22 protein-coding genes are annotated in these 24,721 nt (G+C 28.8%); 11 read left to right on the top strand and 11 right to left on the bottom strand.

Translation table 11 applies throughout. The annotated features are described in order from the left end of the window. Positions 1 to 3: 3 nt before the first annotated feature. From BTO07_RS05210 to uvrA, 4 genes are all read right to left on the bottom strand, one after another. Positions 4 to 1,977 (bottom strand): sensor histidine kinase, encoded by a 1,974-nt coding sequence (locus tag BTO07_RS05210; RefSeq protein WP_087520224.1) that lies wholly within the window; start codon positions 1,975 to 1,977, stop codon positions 4 to 6. Positions 1,978 to 2,059: 82 nt separating this feature from the next. After that, complete coding sequence (locus BTO07_RS05205; protein WP_087520223.1) at positions 2,060 to 3,154, bottom strand: hypothetical protein; 1,095 nt, start codon at positions 3,152 to 3,154, stop codon at positions 2,060 to 2,062. Between the two features lie 110 nt (positions 3,155 to 3,264). Further along, entirely contained in the window at positions 3,265 to 4,368 is a 1,104-nt protein-coding gene (locus BTO07_RS05200; protein WP_087520222.1) for a MauE/DoxX family redox-associated membrane protein, read from the bottom strand. Between the two features lie 196 nt (positions 4,369 to 4,564). Further along, positions 4,565 to 7,354, bottom strand: a complete 2,790-nt coding sequence (uvrA, locus tag BTO07_RS05195) for an excinuclease ABC subunit UvrA (RefSeq protein ID WP_087520221.1) — start codon at positions 7,352 to 7,354, stop codon at positions 4,565 to 4,567. A 256-nt stretch (positions 7,355 to 7,610) separates the two neighbouring features. Here uvrA and BTO07_RS05190 point away from each other — a divergent pair, with 256 nt between their 5' ends. After that, complete coding sequence (locus tag BTO07_RS05190; RefSeq protein WP_232457088.1) at positions 7,611 to 11,534, top strand: FG-GAP-like repeat-containing protein; 3,924 nt, start codon at positions 7,611 to 7,613, stop codon at positions 11,532 to 11,534. A gap of 173 nt (positions 11,535 to 11,707) precedes the next feature. After that, positions 11,708 to 12,295 (top strand): RNA polymerase sigma factor, encoded by a 588-nt coding sequence (locus BTO07_RS05185; RefSeq protein ID WP_087520219.1) that lies wholly within the window; start codon positions 11,708 to 11,710, stop codon positions 12,293 to 12,295. A 523-nt stretch (positions 12,296 to 12,818) separates the two neighbouring features. Here the strand turns inward: BTO07_RS05185 and BTO07_RS05180 are convergent. After that, entirely contained in the window at positions 12,819 to 13,475 is a 657-nt protein-coding gene (locus BTO07_RS05180; RefSeq protein ID WP_087520218.1) for an endonuclease III domain-containing protein, read from the bottom strand. Positions 13,476 to 13,594: 119 nt separating this feature from the next. Between BTO07_RS05180 and bcp the strand changes: the two genes are divergently transcribed. Then, positions 13,595 to 14,047: a thioredoxin-dependent thiol peroxidase gene (gene bcp / locus BTO07_RS05175; protein ID WP_087520217.1), complete on the top strand. Its 453-nt coding sequence runs from the start codon at positions 13,595 to 13,597 to the stop codon at positions 14,045 to 14,047. Positions 14,048 to 14,344: 297 nt separating this feature from the next. On the opposite strand, the gene BTO07_RS05170 is transcribed toward bcp, so the two are convergent. Continuing rightward, positions 14,345 to 15,091 (bottom strand): hypothetical protein, encoded by a 747-nt coding sequence (locus tag BTO07_RS05170; RefSeq protein ID WP_087520216.1) that lies wholly within the window; start codon positions 15,089 to 15,091, stop codon positions 14,345 to 14,347. A 370-nt stretch (positions 15,092 to 15,461) separates the two neighbouring features. Here BTO07_RS05170 and BTO07_RS17270 point away from each other — a divergent pair, with 370 nt between their 5' ends. The 3 genes from BTO07_RS17270 (at position 15,462) to BTO07_RS05160 (ending at position 18,166) form a co-directional block, all read left to right on the top strand. Next, the gene (locus BTO07_RS17270; RefSeq protein ID WP_157663287.1) at positions 15,462 to 15,638 is read left to right on the top strand and encodes a hypothetical protein; all 177 of its coding nucleotides are present in this window, start codon (positions 15,462 to 15,464) and stop codon (positions 15,636 to 15,638) included. A 225-nt stretch (positions 15,639 to 15,863) separates the two neighbouring features. Next, positions 15,864 to 17,495 carry a sensor histidine kinase gene (locus BTO07_RS05165; protein ID WP_157663286.1) on the top strand — a complete coding sequence of 544 codons (1,632 nt, stop codon included), beginning with the start codon at positions 15,864 to 15,866 and terminating at the stop codon, positions 17,493 to 17,495. 2 nt (positions 17,496 to 17,497) lie between these two features. Beyond that, on the top strand, positions 17,498 to 18,166 hold the full coding sequence (locus tag BTO07_RS05160) for a DNA-binding response regulator (protein ID WP_087520214.1): 669 nt from the start codon (positions 17,498 to 17,500) through the stop codon (positions 18,164 to 18,166). A 204-nt stretch (positions 18,167 to 18,370) separates the two neighbouring features. Here BTO07_RS05160 and BTO07_RS05155 read toward each other — a convergent pair whose 3' ends face one another. Then, positions 18,371 to 18,580 (bottom strand): hypothetical protein, encoded by a 210-nt coding sequence (locus tag BTO07_RS05155; protein ID WP_157663285.1) that lies wholly within the window; start codon positions 18,578 to 18,580, stop codon positions 18,371 to 18,373. Between BTO07_RS05155 and BTO07_RS17680 the strand changes: the two genes are divergently transcribed. From BTO07_RS17680 to BTO07_RS05140, 4 genes are all read left to right on the top strand, one after another. Beyond that, positions 18,555 to 18,626 carry a hypothetical protein gene (locus BTO07_RS17680; RefSeq protein ID WP_442956816.1) on the top strand — a complete coding sequence of 24 codons (72 nt, stop codon included), beginning with the start codon at positions 18,555 to 18,557 and terminating at the stop codon, positions 18,624 to 18,626. The genes BTO07_RS05155 and BTO07_RS17680 overlap by 26 nt on opposite strands. 108 nt (positions 18,627 to 18,734) lie before the next feature. Then, positions 18,735 to 18,884, top strand: coding sequence for a hypothetical protein (locus tag BTO07_RS05150; protein ID WP_087520212.1), 150 nt, complete (start codon positions 18,735 to 18,737; stop codon positions 18,882 to 18,884). A 5-nt stretch (positions 18,885 to 18,889) separates the two neighbouring features. After that, positions 18,890 to 19,129: a hypothetical protein gene (locus BTO07_RS05145; RefSeq protein ID WP_087520211.1), complete on the top strand. Its 240-nt coding sequence runs from the start codon at positions 18,890 to 18,892 to the stop codon at positions 19,127 to 19,129. 131 nt (positions 19,130 to 19,260) lie between these two features. Further along, positions 19,261 to 20,673 carry an OmpP1/FadL family transporter gene (locus BTO07_RS05140; protein ID WP_087520210.1) on the top strand — a complete coding sequence of 471 codons (1,413 nt, stop codon included), beginning with the start codon at positions 19,261 to 19,263 and terminating at the stop codon, positions 20,671 to 20,673. Between the two features lie 176 nt (positions 20,674 to 20,849). Here BTO07_RS05140 and BTO07_RS05135 read toward each other — a convergent pair whose 3' ends face one another. Beyond that, complete coding sequence (locus BTO07_RS05135) at positions 20,850 to 21,818, bottom strand: hypothetical protein (RefSeq protein ID WP_198342513.1); 969 nt, start codon at positions 21,816 to 21,818, stop codon at positions 20,850 to 20,852. Positions 21,819 to 22,061: 243 nt separating this feature from the next. On the opposite strand from BTO07_RS05135, the gene BTO07_RS05130 reads away from it, so the two are divergent. Further along, positions 22,062 to 22,559, top strand: a complete 498-nt coding sequence (locus tag BTO07_RS05130; protein ID WP_087520209.1) for a DinB family protein — start codon at positions 22,062 to 22,064, stop codon at positions 22,557 to 22,559. 12 nt (positions 22,560 to 22,571) lie between these two features. On the opposite strand, the gene BTO07_RS05125 is transcribed toward BTO07_RS05130, so the two are convergent. The 3 genes from BTO07_RS05125 to murQ are packed head-to-tail and all read right to left on the bottom strand — an operon-like array spanning position 22,572 to position 24,621. Further along, positions 22,572 to 23,564 carry a DUF6695 family protein gene (locus BTO07_RS05125; protein WP_157663284.1) on the bottom strand — a complete coding sequence of 331 codons (993 nt, stop codon included), beginning with the start codon at positions 23,562 to 23,564 and terminating at the stop codon, positions 22,572 to 22,574. 5 nt (positions 23,565 to 23,569) lie between these two features. Next, positions 23,570 to 23,812 carry a DUF6095 family protein gene (locus BTO07_RS05120; RefSeq protein ID WP_087520207.1) on the bottom strand — a complete coding sequence of 81 codons (243 nt, stop codon included), beginning with the start codon at positions 23,810 to 23,812 and terminating at the stop codon, positions 23,570 to 23,572. Next, entirely contained in the window at positions 23,809 to 24,621 is an 813-nt protein-coding gene (gene murQ, locus BTO07_RS05115; protein ID WP_087520206.1) for an N-acetylmuramic acid 6-phosphate etherase, read from the bottom strand. Before murQ ends, BTO07_RS05120 begins: the two co-directional genes overlap by 4 nt. Positions 24,622 to 24,721 lie beyond the last annotated feature (100 nt).

The following is a 24,721-nucleotide window of genomic DNA, read 5'->3' as shown; positions in this document are numbered from 1 at the left end:
CTCTTAATAATCTGTTTTTAAAGGAATTTTGAAACTAATTATTGTTCCAGAAATTTCTTTTTCATTTTTTATTTCTTCAATAGAAAATGAGTTGTGTTTTGATATATGCTGAATTCGCTCTTTCGTTACTGCTAACGCAACTGAATGATGATTCGTTTTTACTTTTTCTTTTTTAGATTGATGATATCCAATGCCATTATCTTCAATCACAAAATGTAAGAAATTGTTCTTTACTTCAAATAAAATTTTAATTCTTGGGTCTTTTGTGTTTGGTTGAAAAGCATGTTTTATACAGTTTTCTACAAAAGGTTGTAATAACATTGGTGGAATTAAAATCTCTTCTGAATCTATATTATTTAGTAATGTTTCAATGCTAAATTCAAAATATTTAGAATTCATTTTTTGTTCTAATTCTAAATAGTTTTTTAAAGTTTCAATTTCATCTTTTAAGCTAATTTTTTCTAAACGTGAATTGTTTAAAACACTTCTTAAAAGTATTGAAAACTGAGAAATAATCTTATTTAATTCTTTTGGTTTTCCTGAATTACCAAGTGCTTTTATTCCGTTTAAAACATTAAAAATAAAATGCGGATTCATTTGTAATTGCAACGCTTTCTGCTCTAAAGTTAGCAAGTGATTTGCTGTTTTTAAAGCATTTACTTTTTGTTGATTTTTCTTATTCAGTTTTCTAATATACAAATCGATAAAACCTGCTAATAAGAGGCATAATAAAACGCCACTTAAAATAAGAAACCACATTTTTTTATAAATAGGTGTTTCAATAAAAAAATGAAAAGCCACCTTTTTACTAAGTGTTTTTCCATTTTTAGATTGAACGATAAAAGTGTATTTACCAGCTTTAAGGTTTGCAAAATCTACGTTGTTTTGATGAGTCCAAGGAGTAAAACCCTTTTTTAGTTGATAACGATATTGAATGTTTTTAGCATTCTTTAAATCGACTGATTTAAATGTAAAAGAAATATTATTCTCATCTGGTTTTAATTCTAAATTATTAACATTTAAAGAACCAATTTTTTTATAATTGATAGATATATTCTCAATATAAACTGCAGTATTAACTGTTTCTTCAATTGAAGTGTATTTATACAAACCTTTGTTTGAACTTGCAATCCAAATAGAATTTTGAGTGTCTTTAAAAACAGTATTTATTTCACTTGAAATAGCTGAATTATACTTGTTTATTTTTCTTTGGAAAGTGAAATTCGGTAAATTGTAAATGTGAATTCCATCTCCATTTGTTGTTATCCAAAGTTCTTTATCAATAGTGTTGATAGAAGTAATATCTTCTAAAACATCAATGTTAGACACAATTTTATTGTTCTTGTAAAATTGTATTTTATTTTTAAGTTGAATTGCTAATTGGTTATTGATTACTAATAAAGATTCAATATTTGTATCTATAATTTTCTGAACTTTTGAAGGATCAATTAGTTTGTCTAATTTCCATAAACCATTGTTACTCGCAATATAGATGGCGTTTTCAAATTGAATAACATCATTAATTATAGAAAAATCAATTTTCGATTGTATTTTTAAAGGTGTTATATTATGATCAATGAATTGATAGATTCCTTCATTTGTTCCAAGGAGAATTTTATCATTTAAAGAAACAATTTTATTTACTTTTTCTTTTCCTAAATATAAAGTTGAATCATTTCTTCTTAAAAAAAGACCAGAAGTATGAGCAACTAATAATTGATTGTTTTTAGAAAATAAAATGGTTGCTTCAGACTGACTATGAATCGTATGGTTTTTAAAATTAACACCATCAAATTGTACCAAACCTTTGTCTGTTGCCAACCATAAATAGCCAATTTTATCTTGAATAATATCATTTATTGAGATACTAGATAATCCATCCGAAGTTGTGAAATTTTGAAGATTATTCTCTTGAGAATTTACATCAACAGAGATCATCCAAAATAATAGAAATAATATTTTAAAAAATGTATCCATCTTTACAAACTTAACTAATTAAAACGTCATTACACCATTTTTAATTTAGTGTAATAACGTTTATCACAATTTCCATTCCAATTTACTTCATCGCATACAAACGCTTGTTGCTGGTATCTGGCTCAATGTGTTTTAAATTTCCATAAGGCTTAATTAAAGGTTTTAATACACACAAGGCAGATGTTCTACCTCTAATTACTAATGTGCTGTTTTTTACGTTCCAATTCCATCTAAATTTTTCTAAAGGAATATTATATTTATTAATCTCTACCATTAATTCTTCATGTTGTTCAATCCAATCCATTACTTCTTCTTGCGATGTAAATATTGGCATTTCATCATCTGTATTGTGGTAACCAAACTCCCATTTAATAGGAATACTAAACTGAGTTGTATAAGCTTCACCAACATATCTTTCTTCTTCATTATTTAAAGCGTCATACCAATCTATATCTTTTTCTTCTGGATATTTCTTTGCAATTTCTTTGGATAAATCCATTTTCCCAGGAGAATGTGCTGTTGGATAAAACACGTAATAAGGTTGTGCTAAATAAAGGCTCGAAAACTTTCCGCCAAAAACCGTGTGATATGGAGATGCGATAACTTTTGGTAAGTTTTTAGCTGAAAATGCATCTTTTAATGTTTTTAAAAGCGCTTTGTTTTCTACCAATCCAGAAGCATGAAAAACAATTTTAGTGTTATTGTTTACTACATTTTTAAGTGATGGTAAAGTACCTTGTGAAATGCTTCTTCTTAAAGTTTCTGTCGTTATTTTTTCTCCTCTAACAACCGTTTCTAAGTTCATTCCTTTATAAGGATTACTTTGGTTTACAATATGAACTTCGCCATAAGGATTTTGATTTGAGTTTTCGTTTAACCACACAATAATTTCTTCTAAGGAATATTGCCCGTCAATAACTTTTAACCCTTTTTCTTGAAAATAAGTTCTGGCATTTGAGTAAAAGGTTTCGTTACCTTTATCAAAACCTGCAATAAATACAATTGGTTTTCTTGCGATAACTTCTATATCAACTTCTTCGTGAATAGGAATGACATTTTCTGCTAAAGTGATAACGTCTTTTTCTTTTTTTATTTCGTTGTTGTCACAACTGATAAAAGGATTGCTTAAAACGATTAAACCTGCTACGAATACTGATTTTTTTAGGAATGTTCTCATGATTTCTACTTTTTTAAATGTTAATACACTGTAAAAGTAAATGAGAAGTTGAGGTTAATTTTGCCTGTATTAGAATTCGGATACTATGAATTAGAATTCGTTAAAAAAGATCAATCTTGATTATAAACAACCAGTTTTGTCAATCCTTCTTCTTGTGGGTTTTTAGCAAAAGAACGTAAATAGACATCCATATATTTAACAATTCGTTCTTCAGGATAAAACAATACTTTATTGTCTGACTGTGCCCATTCATTCATTTGAATGTATGCTTTTCCGTTTTCAAAACGATAAAAACGCTGAATATCATCAGGTAAAGTATCTTCTAATTCTTCATTGATAAAAATATTATAATAGTTTAAATCTGCCGTAAAAAAATGGAATGACAACAAGCTATCATAAAAACCAGTAAGATTATTTGCAAGCGGTAAGGCAATTGTAAAAATTAAGATTGCTATTTTTTGTTTGTTGAAAAACTGAATGAAAAATTCAAATGCATTTGTTGTTTTTAAAGTCCAAAATAAGATAACAACACTAAACATATTCTGAATATTCCAAGGTACAACATTGTAGCCATACCCTAAATAAAATAATAGAAACGTAATTGTACCGTGCATTGCTAAAATAAATAAAACACCAAATTTTCTAGTTTTATTAAATAACAATAAAACACCCATTAATGCTTCTAACCAAGGAACTGCATAGGTGAAAACGTGTAAAAACCATTGTGGTAAAAAGCTAAAATGTTTGTTTAGAGCACTCAACCATTGTATGTAAAAAGCTTCGTTTACTTTTTGAATTCCACTCCAAAAATAAGTTGCAAAAAAGATAAGAATGATTGCATACAATATTTTTTTAGGATTTGCTTTTCTGTTGAAAATTTCAATAGCGAAAATGGTTAAAAAACTCTGGTAGAAATAGGGTTGTAGCCTGTTTTGATCAACCAAAGCTAAGAAAACGTAGAGCAAAATAATGGCCCAACCTTGCCATCTTTTATTCTGAAAAATGTATACAATTTGAATTAGAAAGAAGAAACTTCCTAAAATATAATCGAAAGGATATTTAAGAATTGGCCACCAATCAAACAACGGAATTGTAGGAAAACCTTTAGTGGAAACCCATAATCTTGGAGCGTACATCATTAAAATAAGTACGGGAATAAGTGCAATTATTCTTACCCAATTAATTTTTTGTTTGTCTGTTAAATTCGTAATCATTTTACTTTTTTTATTTTCTAACGGTTGTCATTTAGAAATGAGCTTTTTCAGCGATTGAGAAATCTCATTTTTATTAAATGGCACTTACTTAATTTTTTTACTATTTGTTCATAAACAAGTCTAGCCCTGATTGAAACGACATCCTTTTTTTTATTTTCGAAAAAAAGATATAGTGTAAAGCAGGAAATAGCTTCTACTAAACCAATTTTTCCGCCAAATATTTAGCAGTATATGATTCCTTGTTTTTAGCTAACTCTTCAGGAACTCCTTGAAAAATAAGGTTTCCTCCATTTTTCCCACCCTCTAAACCTAAGTCAATAATATAATCTGCACATTTAATCAACTCTATATTATGTTCAATTACAATAATGGAATGTCCTTTGTCAATTAACGCATTAAAAGAAGCTAATAATTTCTGAATATCGTGAAAATGTAGACCAGTAGTTGGTTCATCAAAAATAAATAAAGCCTTGTCTTTTGTATTTCCTTTTACTAAAAAGGAAGCCAATTTTATACGTTGCGCTTCACCACCAGAAAGGGTAGAAGAAGATTGCCCTAATTTTACATACCCTAAACCAACATCTTGCAATGGTTTTAATTTGCTTGCAATTTTGGTGACTAAATTTTCAGAGAAAAACTGAACAGCATCATCAATGGTAAGGTTTAAAATATCATCAATAGATTTTCCATCGAATTTGACTTCTAAAACTTCTTTCTTGAAACGTTTTCCATTACAAACATCGCATTCTAAATGCACATCTGCCATAAATTGCATTTCAATTGTAACTTCACCTTCACCTTTACAAACCTCACAACGACCTCCTTCAACATTAAAAGAAAAGTGTTTTGGTTTGTAGTTTCTTATGGATGATAATTTCTGATTAGAAAACAGTGCTCTAATATCATCATAAGCCTTAATATACGTTACTGGATTTGAACGAGAAGAGCGTCCAATAGGATTTTGATCTATAAACTCTACGTGTTTTATGTTCTCGAAATTTCCTTTAACTTCTGTATGTTGACCGATTTTATCTCCATAACCAATCAATTTTTTTTGCATTGTTGGATACAAAATATTTTTAACCAATGTACTTTTTCCAGAACCAGAAACTCCTGTAATTACAGTTAAACAATTTAAAGGAAAGGTAACATCAACATTTTTTAAATTGTTTTCTCTTGCTCCAATAATTTGGATGCTATTTTTTGAAGTTCTACGTTTTCTAGGAACTTCAATTTTTAATTCTTCGTTTAAATATTTTGCAGTTAAAGAATCCGATTTTAAAATGGCATCAAAATCACCTTCCGCAACAACATGTCCACCAAAAGTCCCCGCTTCCGGACCAATATCTATAATATAATCGGCCTCTCGCATGATATCTTCATCATGTTCTACCACAACAACGGTGTTTCCTAAATTTCGTAAATCTTTTAAAACACCGATTAAACGTTCTGTATCTTTTGGATGCAAACCAATACTAGGTTCATCTAAAATATACATAGAACCAACCAGAGAACTTCCTAAAGAAGTCGCCAGATTTATACGCTGACTTTCACCACCAGAAAGTGTGTTTGATGTTCTGTTGATTGTTAAATATGACAAACCAACATCAGTTAAAAACTGCAAACGATTATTGATTTCTGTCAACAAACGTTTCCCGATTTTGGCTTCGTATTTATCTAATTCTATATTTTTGAAAAACACTGATAATTCATCCAAAGGAAGCGTTACTAAATCAGAAATTGTTTTCTCATTTATTTTAACAAAATTGGTTTCATGTCTTAATCGTTTTCCGTTACAAGAAGTACATTTTGTTTTTCCTCGATAGCGAGAAAGCATCACTCTATTTTGTATTTTATAACTTTTTTCTTCTAAAACAGTAAAGAAATGATGAATTCCGTGAAAGCTTTCATTTCCATCCCAAACTAATGCTTTTTGTTCTTCGGTTAATTCAAACCAAGGTTTATGAATAGGAATATCAAATTGATATGCAACCTCAATTAAGTCTTCTTTATAATGAATGTAAGAAGGTGTTTTAAAAGGAAAAATAGCATCTTCAAAAATGGATAAACCCGTATTTGGAATGACTAAATCATCATCAATACCAATTACACTTCCGTAACCTTCACAAGTTGGGCAAGCTCCATAAGGATTGTTAAAGCTGAATAAATGTGTGTTTGGTTCTAAGAAAGACATTCCGTCTAAATCGAATTTATTACTAAATTCAGCAACTTTATGATCTTCTAAATTTTCAACAAAACAGATTCCTTTTCCTTCAAAAAAAGCAGTCTGAATTGCATCTGCTAATCTGTTGTAAAAATCTTCATCATCTTTTGTGATAATTCTATCAACCACTAAAAATAAATCCTCATTTTTAAAATCCGCTTGTGGGAAATCGGATATTCTATATACTTTATCATTCCATTTTAAACGCGCATAACCTTGTTGTTCTAAAACCTGTAAAACAGTTTTTAAATCTCGGTTTTCATCAATTGAAATAGGCGCCAATAATAATAGTTTTGTTCTCTCGTCAAACTTTTTTATAAAGTTCACAACATCAGAAACGGTGTCTTTTTTTACTTCATTTCCAGAAATAGGAGAGAAGGTTCTACCAATTCTGGCATATAATAATTTAATATAATCGTAAATTTCTGTAGAAGTCCCCACTGTAGAACGAGGATTCGTAGAATTTACTTTTTGCTCAATAGCAATTGCAGGTGCAATACCTTTTATGTAATCTACTTTTGGTTTGTGTAATTTTCCTAAAAACTGACGCGCATAAGAAGATAAACTTTCTACATAACGCCTTTGACCTTCTGCATACAAAGTATCAAACGCTAAAGAAGATTTTCCAGAACCAGAAAGACCAGTAATTACAACCAGTTTGTTTCTTGGAATAACAACATCTATATTCTTTAAATTGTGGAGTCTAGCTCCTTTAATTATAATGTTTTCTTTAGGGTTTACTTCAGAAATGTCTAACTTCATGTATCAATTATATGAGGGCTAAAAATACCATTTTTTTTATCATTTAAAAACCTATAAATAATAAACTATTTAATGCGTTAAATTTTTATTTAAAAAAAAAATTATATATTGAAAGACCTTGTAAATTACGAATTTCATAATGAGAAATAATACTACACTATTTATAGTACTACTAATTCTATTTTTTTCAACTTGTTCTAATATATTATTCGCTCAAACATTTAAAAAAAATGAAAGAGTAGCTAACATTGACTTTGTGGAAAAAAATAACGGAGCAGCTGTTGCTGATTATGATAATGATGGTGATTTAGATTTATTTGTTGTTGCTCGGGAAATGGATAAAGATGGTGTTGAAGAAAGTCATAGTAGATTATTAAGTAACAATGCTAACGGTACTTTTAAAGATGTTACTAATGAATCTGGTCTATATAATTTATTACCTTTTAATGATAAAATAAAACCGCATAGTGGGTTTAATGGTTCTAAAAGTGGAGTCTCTTGGGGAGACTATGATAATGATGGTTATCCAGATTTGTTTTTAACCTACACATCTTCTGTTCAATTATTCCATAATGAAGGAGATGGAACTTTTTTAGAAAAAACGAATCAAGCTGGTATAAAAAAGGTGAACAATTGTTTTAACACTACTTCAACTTGGTTTGATGTTAATAATGATGGTTTTTTAGATTTATATATTTCTGAATGGGGAGAATGTAATGAAAATTATTTTTATTTAAATAAAGGAGATGGAACATTTACAGATGTAACAGAGCAATTTGGAGTTAATTCAAGTAATAACTCATATATGACAATACCATTTGATTTCAATGAAGATGGATGGATGGATTTATATCTTTCTAATGATGGGCAAGCTAATATGTTACTTATAAATCAGGAAGGAAAAAGTTTTGTAAATGAAGCTGATAAATTTGGATTGAATAGTAATATTAATGATATGGGAATGACTGTTGGAGATTATAATTTAGATGGGAAATTTGATATTTTTATTACAGGAATTTATAAGAATATTCTTTTTGAAAATAAAGGTAATTCTACTTTTAAAGACTCTGCATTAGAAGAAAAAATTAATAACACTAAATGGGCTTGGGGAACGTTGTTTGCTGATTTTGATTTAGATGGTGATGAGGATTTATTTATAGTAAATGGATATCATTTAGATTTTGCACCTATTCAAAACGGAGATGTGAAAATTCAGAATAATGTTTATTATAAAAATTTATATCAGGAAGGTGAAAATACTTTTACAGATTTTTCAAATGCATCTAATTTAGGTGATAAAACAATTAGTGTTAGCTCTGTTGGGTTTGATTATGATAATGATGGTGATTTAGATTTGTATGTAACTAATAATGATAGAACCTCTTTCCTATATGAAAATACAACAACTAGTTTAAATTCTAATAACCCTAATAATTGGTTTAAAGTAGACCTTGAAGGAACAACATCTAATAGAGATGCAATAGGAACTATTGTTAAAGTTTACACGGAGAACAAAGAATTATTACGATACTATAGTGGAGTTAGTTTTTTCTCTCAAAGTTTGCAATCTATTAATTTCGGATTAGGTAATGAAAATAAAATTAGTAAAGTAACAATTAAATGGCCTTCAGGTTTAGAAGAAGTTTATAATAATTTTGACTCTAATTTACGGATTAAATTTATTGAAGGAAATGGATTTGAAATTGTAGAAGAAGTAAAAGTTGTTAAGCTTATTGGTTGTACAGATCCTAATTCTTGTAATTATAATCCAGAAGCTGTTATAGATGATGGTTCTTGTGAATATTTATCAAAAAAAGAAATTACAGGCCCAAAAACTAGTGGTTATTTTAAAATAGAAAAGTATTCTTATAAAGGTGATGATAATTCAAGTTATATATGGGAATTAGAAGGCGGAGAAATTATTAGTGGTCGTGGTACATCTCAAATCGACGTAAAATGGGAGTTTAATGATATTGGTAAAATTAGAGTAGTTGAAAAAGGGGAGAATTGTAGTAGTGAAATTGTTGAATTAAACGTTACTCTTTCATCTAAAAAAATGTCAGAAAATAATTCAATTGCTCGTATTTGGAATGAAGCACTACTAATAGCTATAAGAGGAGATTATGCTAGACCAACAGTTCATGCTCGAAATTTATTTCATACAAGTATCGCTTTTTATGATTCTTGGGCTATTTATAATCAAGTAGCTAAAACCTATTTAATTGGTAATAAATTACAGAACTATTCTAACGATTTTGAAGGTTTTAATTCTAATGAGAATATAGAAGAATCGAGGATCAAAACAATAAGTTATGCAGCTTATAGATTATTAAATCATAGGTTTAAAAACTCTCCAAAGTATAATAATTCAAAGCGTTTTTTTGATTTAATTATGAATGAATATGGGTATGATAGAAATTTTATATCAACAGATTATTCAAATGGAGATCCAGCTGCTTTAGGTAATTTTATAGCAGAAAGTATTATTAATTATGGTTTTACAGATAATTCTAATGAAGAATTAAAGTATGAAAATAAATTTTATACTCCAATAAATGAACCGTTAGCTCCTAAAATACCAGGTAACAAGTCATTAACAAATCCTAATAGATGGCAACCTTTAAGTTTAGATGAATATATAGATCAAAGTGGAAATCTAATAGAAGGAACTACTCCAGAATTTTTAAGTCCAGAATGGGGTTTAGTTTCTCCTTTTGCTTTAGTAGAGGAATCTAAAGAAACGTTTTTAAGAAATGATAATGAGTATATTGTGTATCACAACCCAAAAGATCCACCACAATTAAATATTGATAGTTCAAATGATTCTAATGATAATTATAAATGGGGTTTTTCATTGGTATCAATTTGGGGGTCACATTTAGATACAAGTGATGGTGTTTTATGGGATATTTCACCAAAATCAATTGGAAATTTAAATATTAAAGATTTTCCGAACAATTTTAACGATTTTTCAAAATTTTATAATGAAACAGATGGAGGTGATTTTGGGAAAGGACGTACTTTAAACCCTTATACAAAAAAACCATACGAAGAAGAAATTGTTCCTAGGGGAGATTATACTCGAGTTTTGGCTGAATTTTGGGCTGATGGTCCAGATTCAGAAACTCCACCAGGGCATTGGTTTACGTTATTAAATTATGTGAATGATCATAGTTTATTAGAAAAGAAGTTTAATGGAAAAGGTGAGGGGTTAAATGCTTTAGAATGGGATGTTAAATCGTATTTTATTCTTGGAGGAGCAATGCATGACGCAGCAATTTCTGCTTGGGGAATAAAAGGATGGCATGATTATATAAGACCAATTTCTGCTATAAGATACATGGCAGAGTTGGGGCAAAGTTCTAATTCTAATTTATCTAATTATCATGTTGAAGGAATTCCTTTAAAAGAAGGATTTATTGAAGTTGTTCAAGAAAATGATCCTCTAGAAGGAAATAATGGTGAGCATATTGGAAAAATTAAATTATATAGTTGGAAAGGACATAAAAGTATTACAAACCCGATAGAAGATGCAGCAGGAGTAGGTTGGATTCTCGCAGAGGAATGGTGGCCATACCAAAGACCAAGTTTTGTTACCCCTCCATTTGCTGGGTATGTTTCTGGGCACTCAACCTATTCAAGAGCAGCTGCAGAAGTTTTAACACTAATTACTGGAGATGAGTTCTTTCCTGGTGGGATGGGGGAATTTGTAGCTATAAAAAACGAGTTTTTAGTGTTCGAGAATGGACCAAGTGTTGATGTTAAGTTACAATGGGCAACTTATAGAGACGCTTCAGATCAATGTAGTTTATCACGAATATGGGGTGGTATTCATCCACCTGCAGATGATATTCCTGGTAGAATAATTGGGGAAAACATTGGGAAAGATGCTTTTAATTTTGGTGTAAACTATTTTACAGGAAAAAATAGTAATAAATCTTTAAGTACTGAAAGAATAGCATATCCAAACCCAGTTTTTAATAAGGAATTTTATGTGTTAAACACTATCGAAAGTGATGTATTTCGTTTAATCGATGTAAAAGGAACTAGTATAATTCTAAGTAATGTGTCATTTGACACTTCATCAAAAATAACAAAAATTAATTGTCCAGCTAACTTAGCTTCTGGCGTCTATTTTTTACAAATAAATAATGAATCAATACTATTGTTTATAAAGTAAAAACATAATCATAAAATAAAAAAAATAGATTATTCTTGTTGTTTTCAAAAAAATAAAGGATATTTGGACTTCATAAGAATCACAAAATTAGACGCATATAGTAAAAAAACTACTTTTTAGAATATTAATTTAATGTTAATTTAGAAGAACTTCTTGTTCTTCGAAAAGTAGTTATGGTGCAAAAAAAGACAATTACAGACAGTACTTTAGTAAGTGATTATATACAAGGAAAAGAAGCAGCTTTAGGCGTTTTAATAAAAAGACACCAACAAAGATTGTTCAGTTTTATATACAGCAAAGTACAAGATAGAGATATAACAGAAGACGTTTTTCAGGATACTTTTATTAAAGTAATTAAAACTTTAAAGAAGGGTAACTATAATGAAGAAGGTAAATTTTTACCTTGGGTTATGAGAATTGCTCATAATTTAGTGATAGATCATTTTAGAAAGTCTAATAGAATGCCAACATTTAAAAATACAGATGAGTTCGATATTTTTTCTGTTTTAGGTGATGGTAACTTAAATGCTGAGAAAAAAATTATACAAGAACAGATTTATAATGACGTAAGAGAGCTTGTAAAAGAGTTGCCAGAAGAACAAAAAGAAGTTTTGGTAATGCGTATGTATAAAGATATGAGTTTCAAAGAAATAAGCGAAAACACTGGTGTTAGCATCAACACAGCATTAGGTAGAATGCGTTATGCTTTAATCAATATGAGAAAATTAATAGAAAAACATAATATTATTTTAGTAAATTAACAATAAAGTAAAAAAAACATCGTTACTACTTTAGAACCAAGATACTAAATTAGATATATGATGCAACTTTACTCAAGAAAGTCATCTGAAATTCAGATGCAACCCAAAAAAGAAACAGTTCAATTTTTGATTAATTTTTCAAAATCGCTAACTTTTGTTAAAACCAAATCAGAAGACTTCATTGAATTGAATTTGAATTAAGAGAGGAAAAAGCTTCAACATTGTTGGAGCTTTTTTTTGTTTGGGCGTTTCCTAAAAAGGTCGGGCTTTACACTATATCTTTTTTTAGTCTGTCATTGCGAAGAAAGTTTTTTTACTTTCTGTGGCAACCTCAATTTTAAAAAGAGATTGCTTCGTTCCTCGCAATGACGTTTCAAAAAAAAAGGATGTCGTTTCAATCCCTAACGCAAATGTTTGCTAGCGATAATAATTTTGTCGTTTCGAAGTTTATTTTTTTATAAACTGTAGTAATCTCAATTTTAGTAAGAGACTACTTTGTAGTTTTTATTTTAATGACTTGTTTCTATTTCTTGGTTTTAAAATAATCTTCTAAAACAGATTTTCTACCAATTGTACTCGTAATAATATCTTTATCTAAATCCCACCCTCTTGCAGGCGAATATTCTCTTCCATACCAAATGATTTGTAAATGTAAATCGTTCCATAATTCTTTAGGAAACAAACGTTTTGCATCTTTTTCTGTCTGAGTAACATTTTTACCGTTTGTTAAATTCCAACGCCACATTAATCTATGAATATGAGTATCCACAGGAAAAGCAGGAACTCCAAAAGCCTGACTCATAACAACACTTGCAGTTTTATGTCCAACAGCAGGTAATTCTTCTAAACCTTCAAAAGATTGCGGAACTTCGCCATTGTATTTTTCAATCAAGATTTTAGACAATCCATAAATTCCTTTACTTTTCATTGGCGATAATCCACAAGGACGAATAATTTCCTTAATTTCTTCTACCGTCATTTTTACCATATCAAAAGGATTATCCGCTTTAGCGAACAATAAAGGCGTAATTTTATTTACACGAACATCAGTACATTGTGCAGACAATAAAACAGCGATTAATAAAGTATATGGATCTTTATGATCTAAAGGAATCGGTATTTCTGGATATTTTTCTTCAAGTGTATCAATTACAAACTGTACTTTTTCTTGTTTATTCATTTTTCAATTTTGATCGTAACAAAGATACAACGTTGCAAAGTAATTTTTTAAGTAAGTTAATAGGATTTATTTGAAGACTTTGTAACTTGCCTACTTTGTAACTTTCAAACTCAATAAATATGACATCACTAAAAATAGGAGATAATGCTCCACAATTTGAAGCAAAAGACAATGCTGGAAATACTATAAAACTATCAGATTATGCTGGTAAAAAGTTAGTGTTATTCTTTTATCCAAAGGCAAGTACACCTGGTTGTACAAATGAAGCGTGTGATTTAAGAGACAATTATCAAACTTTTTTAGCAAAAGGTTATGATGTTTTAGGTGTGAGTGCAGATTCTGCAAAAAGACAACAAAACTGGATTAATAAACACGAACTTCCTTTTCCTTTATTAGCAGATGAAGACAAAGCTGTAATTGAAGCATTTAATGTTTGGGGACCAAAGAAATTTATGGGTAAAGAATATGATGGAATTCACAGAACAACTTTTGTAATTGATGAACACGGAGTTATTGAAGATATTATTCTAAAAGTAAAAACAAAAGCACATTCTGCTCAGATATTAGAGTAAAAGTGTTCTTTATAAGAAGATGATTAAAACGAGTTGATAAAAATCAACTCGTTTTTTGTTTGTTATTAAAAATAACTGATAGCCGGTTTTTAACTATTTCTGATTTTTTTATACGTATAATTACCTCTTTCTACCTCCGAAACTATAGATAACTTAAAGCCTAAATTGTAATCACGTTGAGTACGCTTCTTTCTTGGTTTTTTTGATGAACTTATAATTAAGTAGATTTTATGTCAACATATTTTATGAATGGACAATTATTTTTAAAAAAAGCAGCTAATTTTATTAGCTGCTTTTTTAGTTTACAATAGTTTTATCACCTTCTTCTGTGAAAACATATTTATTGATAATGTATTCTGTAATTGGGTCTAATTCTTTTAAAGTTTCTGGATGAATTCCTCTTTGTGTAAAATAGTCCATTTTTCTTTTAGATGATTTTCCATACCATATTTGAGGCTTTCCATTTTTAAAAAAGGCAGTTTCTTTTGTTATTTTAATTTTCTTGAAATTTTTGAGATCAATCTTATAAAGAGAATTATCTATTGCATGTTTTATTCTACAAGTACTTTCTTCAAAATGAGTTTCTTTCCAAACAATACACGTTTCAGAATTATTGGTATTGTTTTTAATGATAAAAAATAGTAATAAAAAAGTTACTAAGCTTGAGCCAATAACAACCCTTTTTTTATGCTCTTTTAAAAATGATTGTTTTTCATTATTTTTAGTAATAATATTTACTCCCTTTTTAATTATTTCTTTTGTTGGTTCTTTTTTAGTTTGATAATCTTCAAAATCTTTATAACCTAAATATAGAGACATAAAATCTAAAAGATATTTATTTGGCTCTTTAACAATTACTTGTTCTCTTTCCTCAACATACTTATTATATAAACGGGTTGCTTTTTTAACACTGATATAATTTTTATCAATAGATGTAACTTCTTGTAGTTCTTCTACCCAAAAAGTGGCTTGTGCATTTTTATTTTTCTTAAGCTCCTTTTTTTCAATCTCATAAAAAAAATCAGTTATAAGTACTTTAATCATAGTAAGTTGTTTGGTTGTCCAAAAGTAGACATTTTAGACAGACCATTGTTAAAACTGTCTACAATTAGACAAGTTATGGCTGTTTATAAATTGTCCAAATATTGGCTATTGCTAATTTTAAATCACTTCCGATATTTGCAGTAGAAACAGTTCTCTGAAAAAAAGAAAGAGAATTATTACTAAAAAAACAGAATGACCTAGTAGTGTTTTTTTGATTGGGAAAACAAGATTATAACGCTATTTCATTCTACAACTTCCCGCAAAAGAGGCGCGCGACTCTTTTAAATTTTAATGTGTTGTGAACAACAAATAATCTGAATTCTAAAATTCGGAGGGCAACACTATTGTTTAATTTTTAAAGGAAAGTAACATGAAAAAAGTATTTTTAGTATTCGCAATATTAGTAGCAAACATTGTTTTTACATCTTGTACAGATTTAGATGAAAATTTAGAAAATGAACCTGTAAAATTAGAAACGTTAGCAACTGGAGGAGAAGAAGAACAGGATCCAGAAGTTGGTGATGATGATGGTGAAAATGGAGAATAAATTTTAGTTAATAAAGGAGGGAACTAAAGTTATTTTAATTAATAATTATAGTATTTTAGAGGAATGAAACTTAAAAGTTTATTCCTCTTTTTTTTAATTTTAAGTGTAAAAGTTTTTTCATTCCAGAAAGATAATAATGAAATTTCTTTTGATAGTATTTATAAAACTATTAGTTTTTATAGTAAACAAAAAAAAAATAGTAAAGCATTATTGTTTTCGAAAATAATGCTTCAAAAATCTTTGAATGAAAACAATGAAGTTCAAGAAGCAAAATCATATTATAAAATTGCTGAATTTCAAAGAAAGCTTAATAATAAAGATAGCGCTTTCTATTTTTATAATAAATCTAGACTATTATACTTTAATCAAAAGGACAGTATTCAACTAGGAATGAGTTTATTTCAATTAGCTTTAATTGAATCTAATTATGGAAGTTTTTCAAATAGTGATTCAACTGCTGTACAAGCTTTAAAAATATTAAAAGGCAGGAAGCGAAGTGTTATTGCGGCAACGTATAATTGTTTAGCTATTAATTCTAAAAAAAGATCTTTGTATGTAGATGCAATTTCTTATTTTAAATCTGCTGTTAATATTTCTAAACGTAAAGGTTCTATAATTAAATATAAGAATAATATTGCCATTCTTTATGGAGAATTAGGTAATTATTCAGAATCAACCTCAATTTTAGAAGATTTACTAAAAGATACAATTACTAGTAGAAAAACAAAAACTAGAATTATTGATAATTTGGCATATATAAAATGGTTGCAAAACCCTGAGGTAAATGTTCTAAAAGAATTATTATTAGCAAATTCAATAAAAGATAAACAAAAAGATAATTACGGATTAATCGCAAGTTACAGTCATTTATCAGAATATTTCAATAAGAAAAATAAAAGTAAATCACTGTTTTATGCAAATAAGATGTATGAAGTAGCAAAAAAAGAAAGTAGCTCACAAGATTTATTAGAAGCAATAGATAAAATTTTAGCACTTGAAAAACCTCAAAACTCTTTAAAATATTATAAGGAAAGTATTCGGTTAAGAGATAGTATTCGAGTAGAAGAAACAAAGCAACAATATAAGTTTGCCAAAATTAAATACAATTATGAGGAAGAAGAAAAACAAAAACTAAAATTTAAATCACAGGCTACAGAAAATAAACTCGTTGCAGAGCAAGAACATAATCAGAAAAAAAATATTGTAATTATTGGAATTCTATTAACATCTGGTCTTTTGTTTTTAATTTACAGAAGAAAGCAACAACATAAAAAAAGAATTCTACAAGAGAGCTATAATACTGAAACAAGAATAGCTAAAAAGTTACATGACGAATTAGGAAATGATATTTTTAATACACTCACAAAAGTTCAAAACCCTAATGTTAAAACGGAAGAAATTATTAACGATTTAGATAAAATATACCTGCAAACTCGAGCAATTTCTCATGAAAATGACTCTATAGAAACTGGTGCCGATTTTGAAAATTATTTTAGAGACTTAGTTGCAGGTTATAATTCGGATGCTTGTAAGATTATTTTAAAAGATTTATCTTCTTTAGATTTAAATAACTTAAACAAAGATAAACAGATTGTAATATATCGAATTTTCAATGAATTGTTTGTAAATATGAAAAAGCATAGTAAAGCGAGTTTAGTGGTTTTATCTTGTAAGAAAACAAACAACGATTTAGAAATAATTTATGCTGATAATGGCGTAGGATTTAAAGAGAATACAATTATTTTAAAAAACGGACTTAAAAATATGGAAACCCGTATAAAAATGATTAATGGAACAGTTAATTTTGAAAATAAACCTAACAGAGGTTTAAGAGTCAGTATACATTTTAAAAATTAAGCATGTTTGAGAAAATTTTAGTTGTTGAAGATTTAGATGTTAATAAAAACGGAATTAAAACTGCTTTAGATGAGCTTCATATAGAAGAAGTAGAATCTATTTCTTATTGTGATGAAGCTTTTTTAAAAATTAAAAATGCTTTTCTAAAAGGGGAACCTTATCATTTAATTATTTCTGACTTATCTTTTGAAAATGATGGAACACCACAGCAATTAAAATCTGGTGATGAACTTATAGAAAAAATAAGAACAGAATTTCCTGATTTAAAAATTATTGTTTTTTCTGTGGAAGACAAACCGTATCGAATTCAAAATTTATATAAGAATTTAAAAATTCAAGGGTATGTTTGGAAAGGTAGAAACGGATTAAAAGAGTTAAAAGAAGCAATTCATTTAGTTGCTACTTCAAATAAATTTTATATTTCGCCTGATTTAAAGAATGCAATTCATCCACAAAAAGCGATTGAAATTACAGATTCTGATATTTTTTTAATCACAAAATTATCAGAAGGTCTTTTGCAGGAAGCTATCAGTGAAAAGTTGAAAGAAAAAGGAATAACACCTTCTAGTGTTAGTGCTGTAGAAAAAAGATTAAAATTTTTAAAAGAACATTTTAATGCCAATAATCCTGCGCATTTGGTTGCTATTGCTAAAGATTTCGGACTTATTTAAAACATTATTTATCATAAATTATTTAAACTACAGAAACCCGTATTATTTTTGTTTTAATGGTTTAGTTTTGAAGTATAAAACTAAAACTGATTATAATCAATTTATAGATAGTGATAAATCTTTAAATAAAAATAAAGATTTAAAAGAAAAACGGAGTCAGAAAATAAAGTTTCTGAAGACGGTTCAATTTTAGAATAAAAAATATCACTTATCTTCTTTTAGAATGGTAGAAAATGTTTCAAATAAATTATTAGGAAGCATTGATATTTCTAAATATAATTTAACTCCGTGTAAAATTTGTAAACCATAAGTTTTTAAAGATGTGGATAAAATGTATAATTCTACGAACAAAGCTGTAGAAGAATCTAAATCGGTTAGATGTAAAGGCATTGCCCAAAAAGGAACAAGATGCAAACATTTTACCCAAATAGCGAATGGTTATTGTTATCAGCATAAATAAAATGGAGTTAAAAAGAGTAATAAACTTTAAGTCTTACGTGAAACCGTAAGGTTTTGTTTTTTAGAGCTTTTACTTTTGAATAGATATTAATTAAAACTTATAGTTATTATGGCAGTAAAACATACACCAACACAAGAAGTTCATAAAGGACAAAGAGGAGGAACTACAGGTTGTGGTTTTGATACAACAGAACACTCAAACCATTGGGTTAGTTCTAATAATAAAATTACTTGTGATAAAAATGGTTGTAAAAATTAAGTAATATGAAAAAATTACTATCAGTACTATTAGTTATATTTTTACTAACCGCTTTTCAAACCAAAGAAAAAGAGGCTTTTATTTGTACTACGAAGTCAAGTAAAACCTATCATTTAAAAAAAGACTGTAGTGGTTTAAAAAGATGTAAATCTAAAATTAAAAAAATCACTAAAATAAAGGCTGAAAATGTTGGAAGGGTTTTGTGTAAATTAGAAGTGAAAAAAAAATATAGAAAATTAATCTGATAATTACATTTTTTTTATTGAGTTAGTACTGCTTTTTATGACAATAGTCATAGTTGAAATAAGTGGTTATATATACTTTTAATTAATTGTTTAATTTACAATTTAGAGAGTACTAATTTAATCTTAAAATTATGAATAAAAATTTTTTAAAACTTGCGTTTCTAATGCTATCAGCATTAGTTTACGGACAAGCAGGCCATGTTATGCAAGGTGTTGGAGCAGTAAATATGTCAATGGGTGGAGCAGCAACTGCACAACCATTAGATATTTCTGGAGCGCTACAATGGAATCCTGCAGCAATATCTACATTTGACAATAAAATAATAGATTTTAATATTGGAGCTTTCTTCTCTTCTCCGGAATTAAGTTCTACATATGGTACTATGTCAGGTGTAACTGAAGATGATAGAGGTGTTTCTCCTATGCCAGCCTTTGCTATGGTTTGGGGAAAAGAAGATAGTAAGCATACTTTTGGAGTTTCAGCATTTGGAATTAGTGGTTTTGGAGTTACATTTCCAGAAAATTCTAATTACCCTCAAGATCGTATGGGAAATGGAAACCCAAATTTTGATCAAACAATACCAGTAAATCCAATTAGTTTTCCTCAAATGGCAGGAGGTTTTGGTCATTTAGAGTCTGATTACATGTTGTTACAAGTTGGTTTCACTTGGGCTTATGAGATTACTGATAATCTATCAATTGGTGTGCAGCCAACAATTAATTATGGAGCTTTAGAATTAGCACCGAGTCCAATTTCAGCCCCAAGTCAAACACTTGGATATCCAACTACTGATAAAGCATCTGCTTTAGGTTTTGGAGCACAATTTGGTATGTTTTATAATTCACCAGGAGGAATTAAGTTAGGAGCATCTTATAAAACAGGACAATCATTTGGGGATTTAGAATTTAATAATACTTATTTAGATGGATCAGAAGCACCTGAAACAGCTTTTAATATGGATTACCCAGCAATATTATCATTTGGTTTAGGGTACTCAAAAGCAGATTTCGATTTTGCAATTGATTATAGAATGGTTGATTATGAAAACACTGATGGTTTTTCAGAAAAAGGTTGGGTTATTGCTGAAGAAGGTCCTACTGCTGGTTTTCCTACAGGAGCTGTAAAAGGTTTTGGATGGAAAAATATTAACATACTTTCTGTAGGACTTCAATACAAAGGAATCGAAAAGTTACCTTTAAGAGTTGGTTATACATATAGTAGCAATCCTATTGATGATGAATTGGCATTTTTCTCAATTCCTGCAACAGCCATTATAGCGAATGCTTTTCAATTTGGTTTTAGCTACCCATTAACTGATAGTTTAATGTTGAATGGTGTTTATCATTATGGTACGAGTGATGGGAAAACTGAAGGTACCTTGTTAAATCCAACTCCAGACCAAGATTTTAATCAAGATGGGCAACCTGATGGACCTTGGAATGCTGCTACAAACCCACTTGGAATTATTCCAGGATCAAAAGTTGGCTATGAAATGACAACAAGTATGGTAATGTTTGGTGTTAGCTATACATTTAATAAATAATAAAAAGTATAATTTTAGTAATTAAAAAGCCTCATTTCCATAAAGAAATGAGGCTTTTAACTTCTACTTTTTCTATCACAATTAACTTCTTAATTAGATAATTTTCTGTTCAAATAATTTTATAACAAATTTAGAAAACTACCCTGAATTAAAATCACGTATAAATACCTGTTTTTTTAATTTCTTCTACTTCTTACAGTTTTATTTTTTGTTGTATTTTCTACATTTCTTTTAACGGAATTCGATTTTCTATTAGTACTCGTAGTGTTTCTTTTTACAGGTGTAACACTTCTCTTAGTCACAGAAGATCTAGTCCTATTAGAAGTATTAGCACTTCTTTTTGTTGGTGTTGCAACTCTTTTCGTGCTTACATTAGAAGGTTTTCTATAAGAAGTATTTGTACTTCTTTTTGTTGTTGTATTGTTTCTCGTTGTATTTACAGAAGATGGTCTTCTATAAGTAGTATTATTTCGTCTTGTATTTGCATTACTCTTTAAAGTTGTTGAAGCCGGTTTTCTTCTTCTTAAAGTTTTACTTCTTTTACCAATTTTAGCATTAGGGTTTGCTCTGTAGTAATAGTAGTTCTTATCTTCTCTAATTCTTCTATAGTTTGTTCTAAAGTCATTTCTATGGAAATATGCATCATTATAACTAAAGATATCTCCAATGTTTAAATTAATTCTAAAACCATTATAATTGTAATAATTGTTTTTTACATTTCCGTAAAAAGTAGGATTTCCCCAATGATCATATCTAACTTTTAAATTACCAACATCTGTTAATTTACCTCTATAATATCTCATAAAAACGTTTCCAATTCTGGTTACATTTCCATATCTATCATAGTTTACAAATGAGTTTCCTATTCGTGCAATTCTACCTTTGTAATCTCTATCAATATTTATTCCTCTTTCTCTTGTAGTACGATTACCATTGTAGTCGTAATATGTGTTATTAAAATTTGTATTAAAATCAAATTCACCGTTTGTGAAAATAAAGAATTCAATTCCTCGTTCTTCAAAATTCACAGAGTTTTCGTAAGAGTAATTAAACCCAATTCTGTTTGGTGATTTTTTGCCTTGATTGGCTTCAACAGTTGAAACCATCATGAACATTCCTAATATTATAAGTATACCTTTTTTCATAATGTATGGTTTTAGGGTTTTGCCTACTCTAATTTACTTTTCGGCTTCCGTATTTGATTAGTATAATTTCAAAGACTGTGCCAGAAAAGTATTTAGTTGATATGTTTTTGTTTGAATTATTGAATTATTCGTTTTTAAAACCTTGTTTTTTAGTTGCTTATATTTTCTTCAAATAATTCATAAAAAAGAGAAATAACTCGTAAATTGTAACCGTTTTTAACGACAAAAAAAGAAATATTTTTTATGATTGATGCTATTGAGAAAAACCTAGAAAGAGGAATAAGTTTATTAAGTTCTATTTCTGATGAACAATATTCAGACGCTTCTGTTGCGCCATATAATTCGAGTATAGGTTGTCATATGCGTCACGTTTTAGATGTTTTTTCTTGTATATTTAAAGGATTAGAAAATAATTTTGTAGATTTTTCTGTAAGAGAAAGAAATGAATGTGCAGAACAACAAACGAATGTAGGAATCGAATATTTTGAATCAATAATTCATCAACTTAAAACAATAGAAAAGGAAGATTTTAATACTGTAATTAAAGTTTCTGATGATATGGGTTTAGGTAATGAAATTGCTACCTACACAATTGGATCTGCATTAATGCAAGCACAAAGTCATGCAATTCATCATTATGCAAGTATAGGTTATCTTGTTTATCAATTAGGTATTGAGTTACCAGATGCAGCTTTTGGTTTTAATCCAACGACTCCAAAAATTAATTTACAGAAAAATTAAGAAGGATTACCGCTAATCTATTTGTAAAGTGTACACCTTGTTATTTTGATTAACGATAGCTTCTCTACAATTTGTAGGATGAAGAAATTGATGTTCTTTTTGATGATTAAAGCATGTTTTATCGATTACAAAATTTGCTTCAAAATCTTTTACTCCTTCAGGATTATATCTTGAAATTTTATAAGTTTCTGTTTCAATTTGTTCTTCAATTTTAAACCAAGCTCCACTTCCAATTCCACCTAACCAAGTTCCGTTTTCTAATTCGAAAACTTTTTTATTAGGCAATTCTGTTCCAATTAAGTTAGGTCCACCTACAAATTTTTTTAAAAAAGAAGCTTTATATTCTTTAACTATAGATCTATTTTTATAGTGATTAAAAGATTGATTGTGAATTATATGTATGTTATTGTTTGTAGTTCCCTTAATTACATTTCCAATAGGACTAGGCGTTAAAAAATTTGATTTTTTTAATTGTTTACCAATCTTTTTATTTACTGAAGAAGCAATAATGGTATCTGTAACAAACCTTGCACAATTAGTTCCTAGTTTTATAAAAGCTCCATAAGGAATTTCTTTTTCATCGATTAGTTGATGGATAAAATCGTTCGCTTTCTCAAAATCGATTTCATCATGCATGCTTGCAACTAATCTACCATCACCATGTGTTTTTTCTGGGTGATTTTCTATCCAAAGTAAAATTTCTTTTAAGTTGATTAGTTTCCCATCTTCAAACTTAGCTTTTATCGATATAGAAACATCAGGATCTGTTTCTTTACAGCGAACCCGACCATTTCCATAAGTAGTAATATATCTTCCAAAATCGAAATAATTAATTTCAGATTGCTCTTTTTTTATCAATAATAATGCAGCATGACCAGCTTGTACAGCATGTTTACCTCCAATACCAATTAGTGGCCAAATTTTACTTGAAGGTTCCCAATATGCAGGTCTTACAATTGTATCAGGATATGATAGTATGATAATGATTCCATCAGAATTTTGCATTCTCATTAATTATTAAAAAGTGCTTTTAGTAATATTTGAAAGGTTTTAAAAGCGAAATAAATAGTGAAGATTATTAAAAAAACTGCAACCGATAAAAGAATATAAGAGATATATTCTTTAGGAGTATTTTCAAACTTCTTTAAAGCCTTAAACCCCATAGTAAGAGTTATTGGTGAAGCAAAAAAAAGAAAAACTAAAAGACCTAAGTACTTTAATCCTTTTCCTAATAAATCTAGATTAGTACTCATTTCTGATAATTTTTAATTGCATTTCTAACGTTTCCAAACTGAACTAACAATTCACTTGCTTCAGCTAAGTCGATATTTAATTCTTTAGCTAACATTTTTTGCCCTCTTTCTACCAACTTATTGTTAGAAAGCTGCATATCAACCATTTTATTCCCTTTTATTTTTCCTAACTGAATCATTGTAGCAGTAGAAAGCATGTTTAAAACTAATTTCTGTGCAGTTCCTGCCTTCATTCTAGAGCTTCCTGTAACAAATTCTGGACCAACAATAACTTCTATTGGATATTTAGAAACTTGTGCTAACGGACTGTTTTTATTACACGCAATACAACCTGTAATAATACCATTTTCATTACATTTTTCTAATGCAGAAATCACATAAGGAGTTGTACCAGAAGCAGCAATACCAACAACAACATCTTTATCTGTAATGTTGTGTTCTTGTAAATCTAACCAACCTTGATTTGTAGAATCTTCTGCAAATTCAACCGCTTTTCTAATTGCTATATCTCCACCAGCAATAATACCTACAACTAATTCATGAGGAACACCAAAAGTTGGCGGACATTCAGAAGCATCCACAACACCTAATCTACCAGAAGTACCAGCACCTAAATAGAAAAGTCTTCCTCCGTTTTGTAATTTATTTACAATTTGTTCGGTTAAAGCTTCAATTTGAGGTAAAGATTTTTCTACAGCTAAAGGCACTGTTTTGTCTTCGTTATTTATGTTGCTTAATAGCTCAGATACAGACATCTTTTCTAGATGATTGTATTTAGAATCTTGCTCTGTAGTTTTTATAAAAGTCATCTTTCAAAAATACAGAATTCTATGTTATAATTGCAATTATCTTTTGGGCGTTTTAACGGGCTTTACACTATATCTTTTTTTATGAAAAATAAAAAAAGGA

The sequence above is a fragment of the Polaribacter sp. SA4-12 genome (assembly GCF_002163675.1).
In the GTDB taxonomy this organism is placed as follows: Bacteria; Bacteroidota; Bacteroidia; order Flavobacteriales; family Flavobacteriaceae; genus Polaribacter.
Note: the sequence above shows the minus strand (reverse complement) of the source record. Positions and strands in the feature narration are given on the sequence as shown.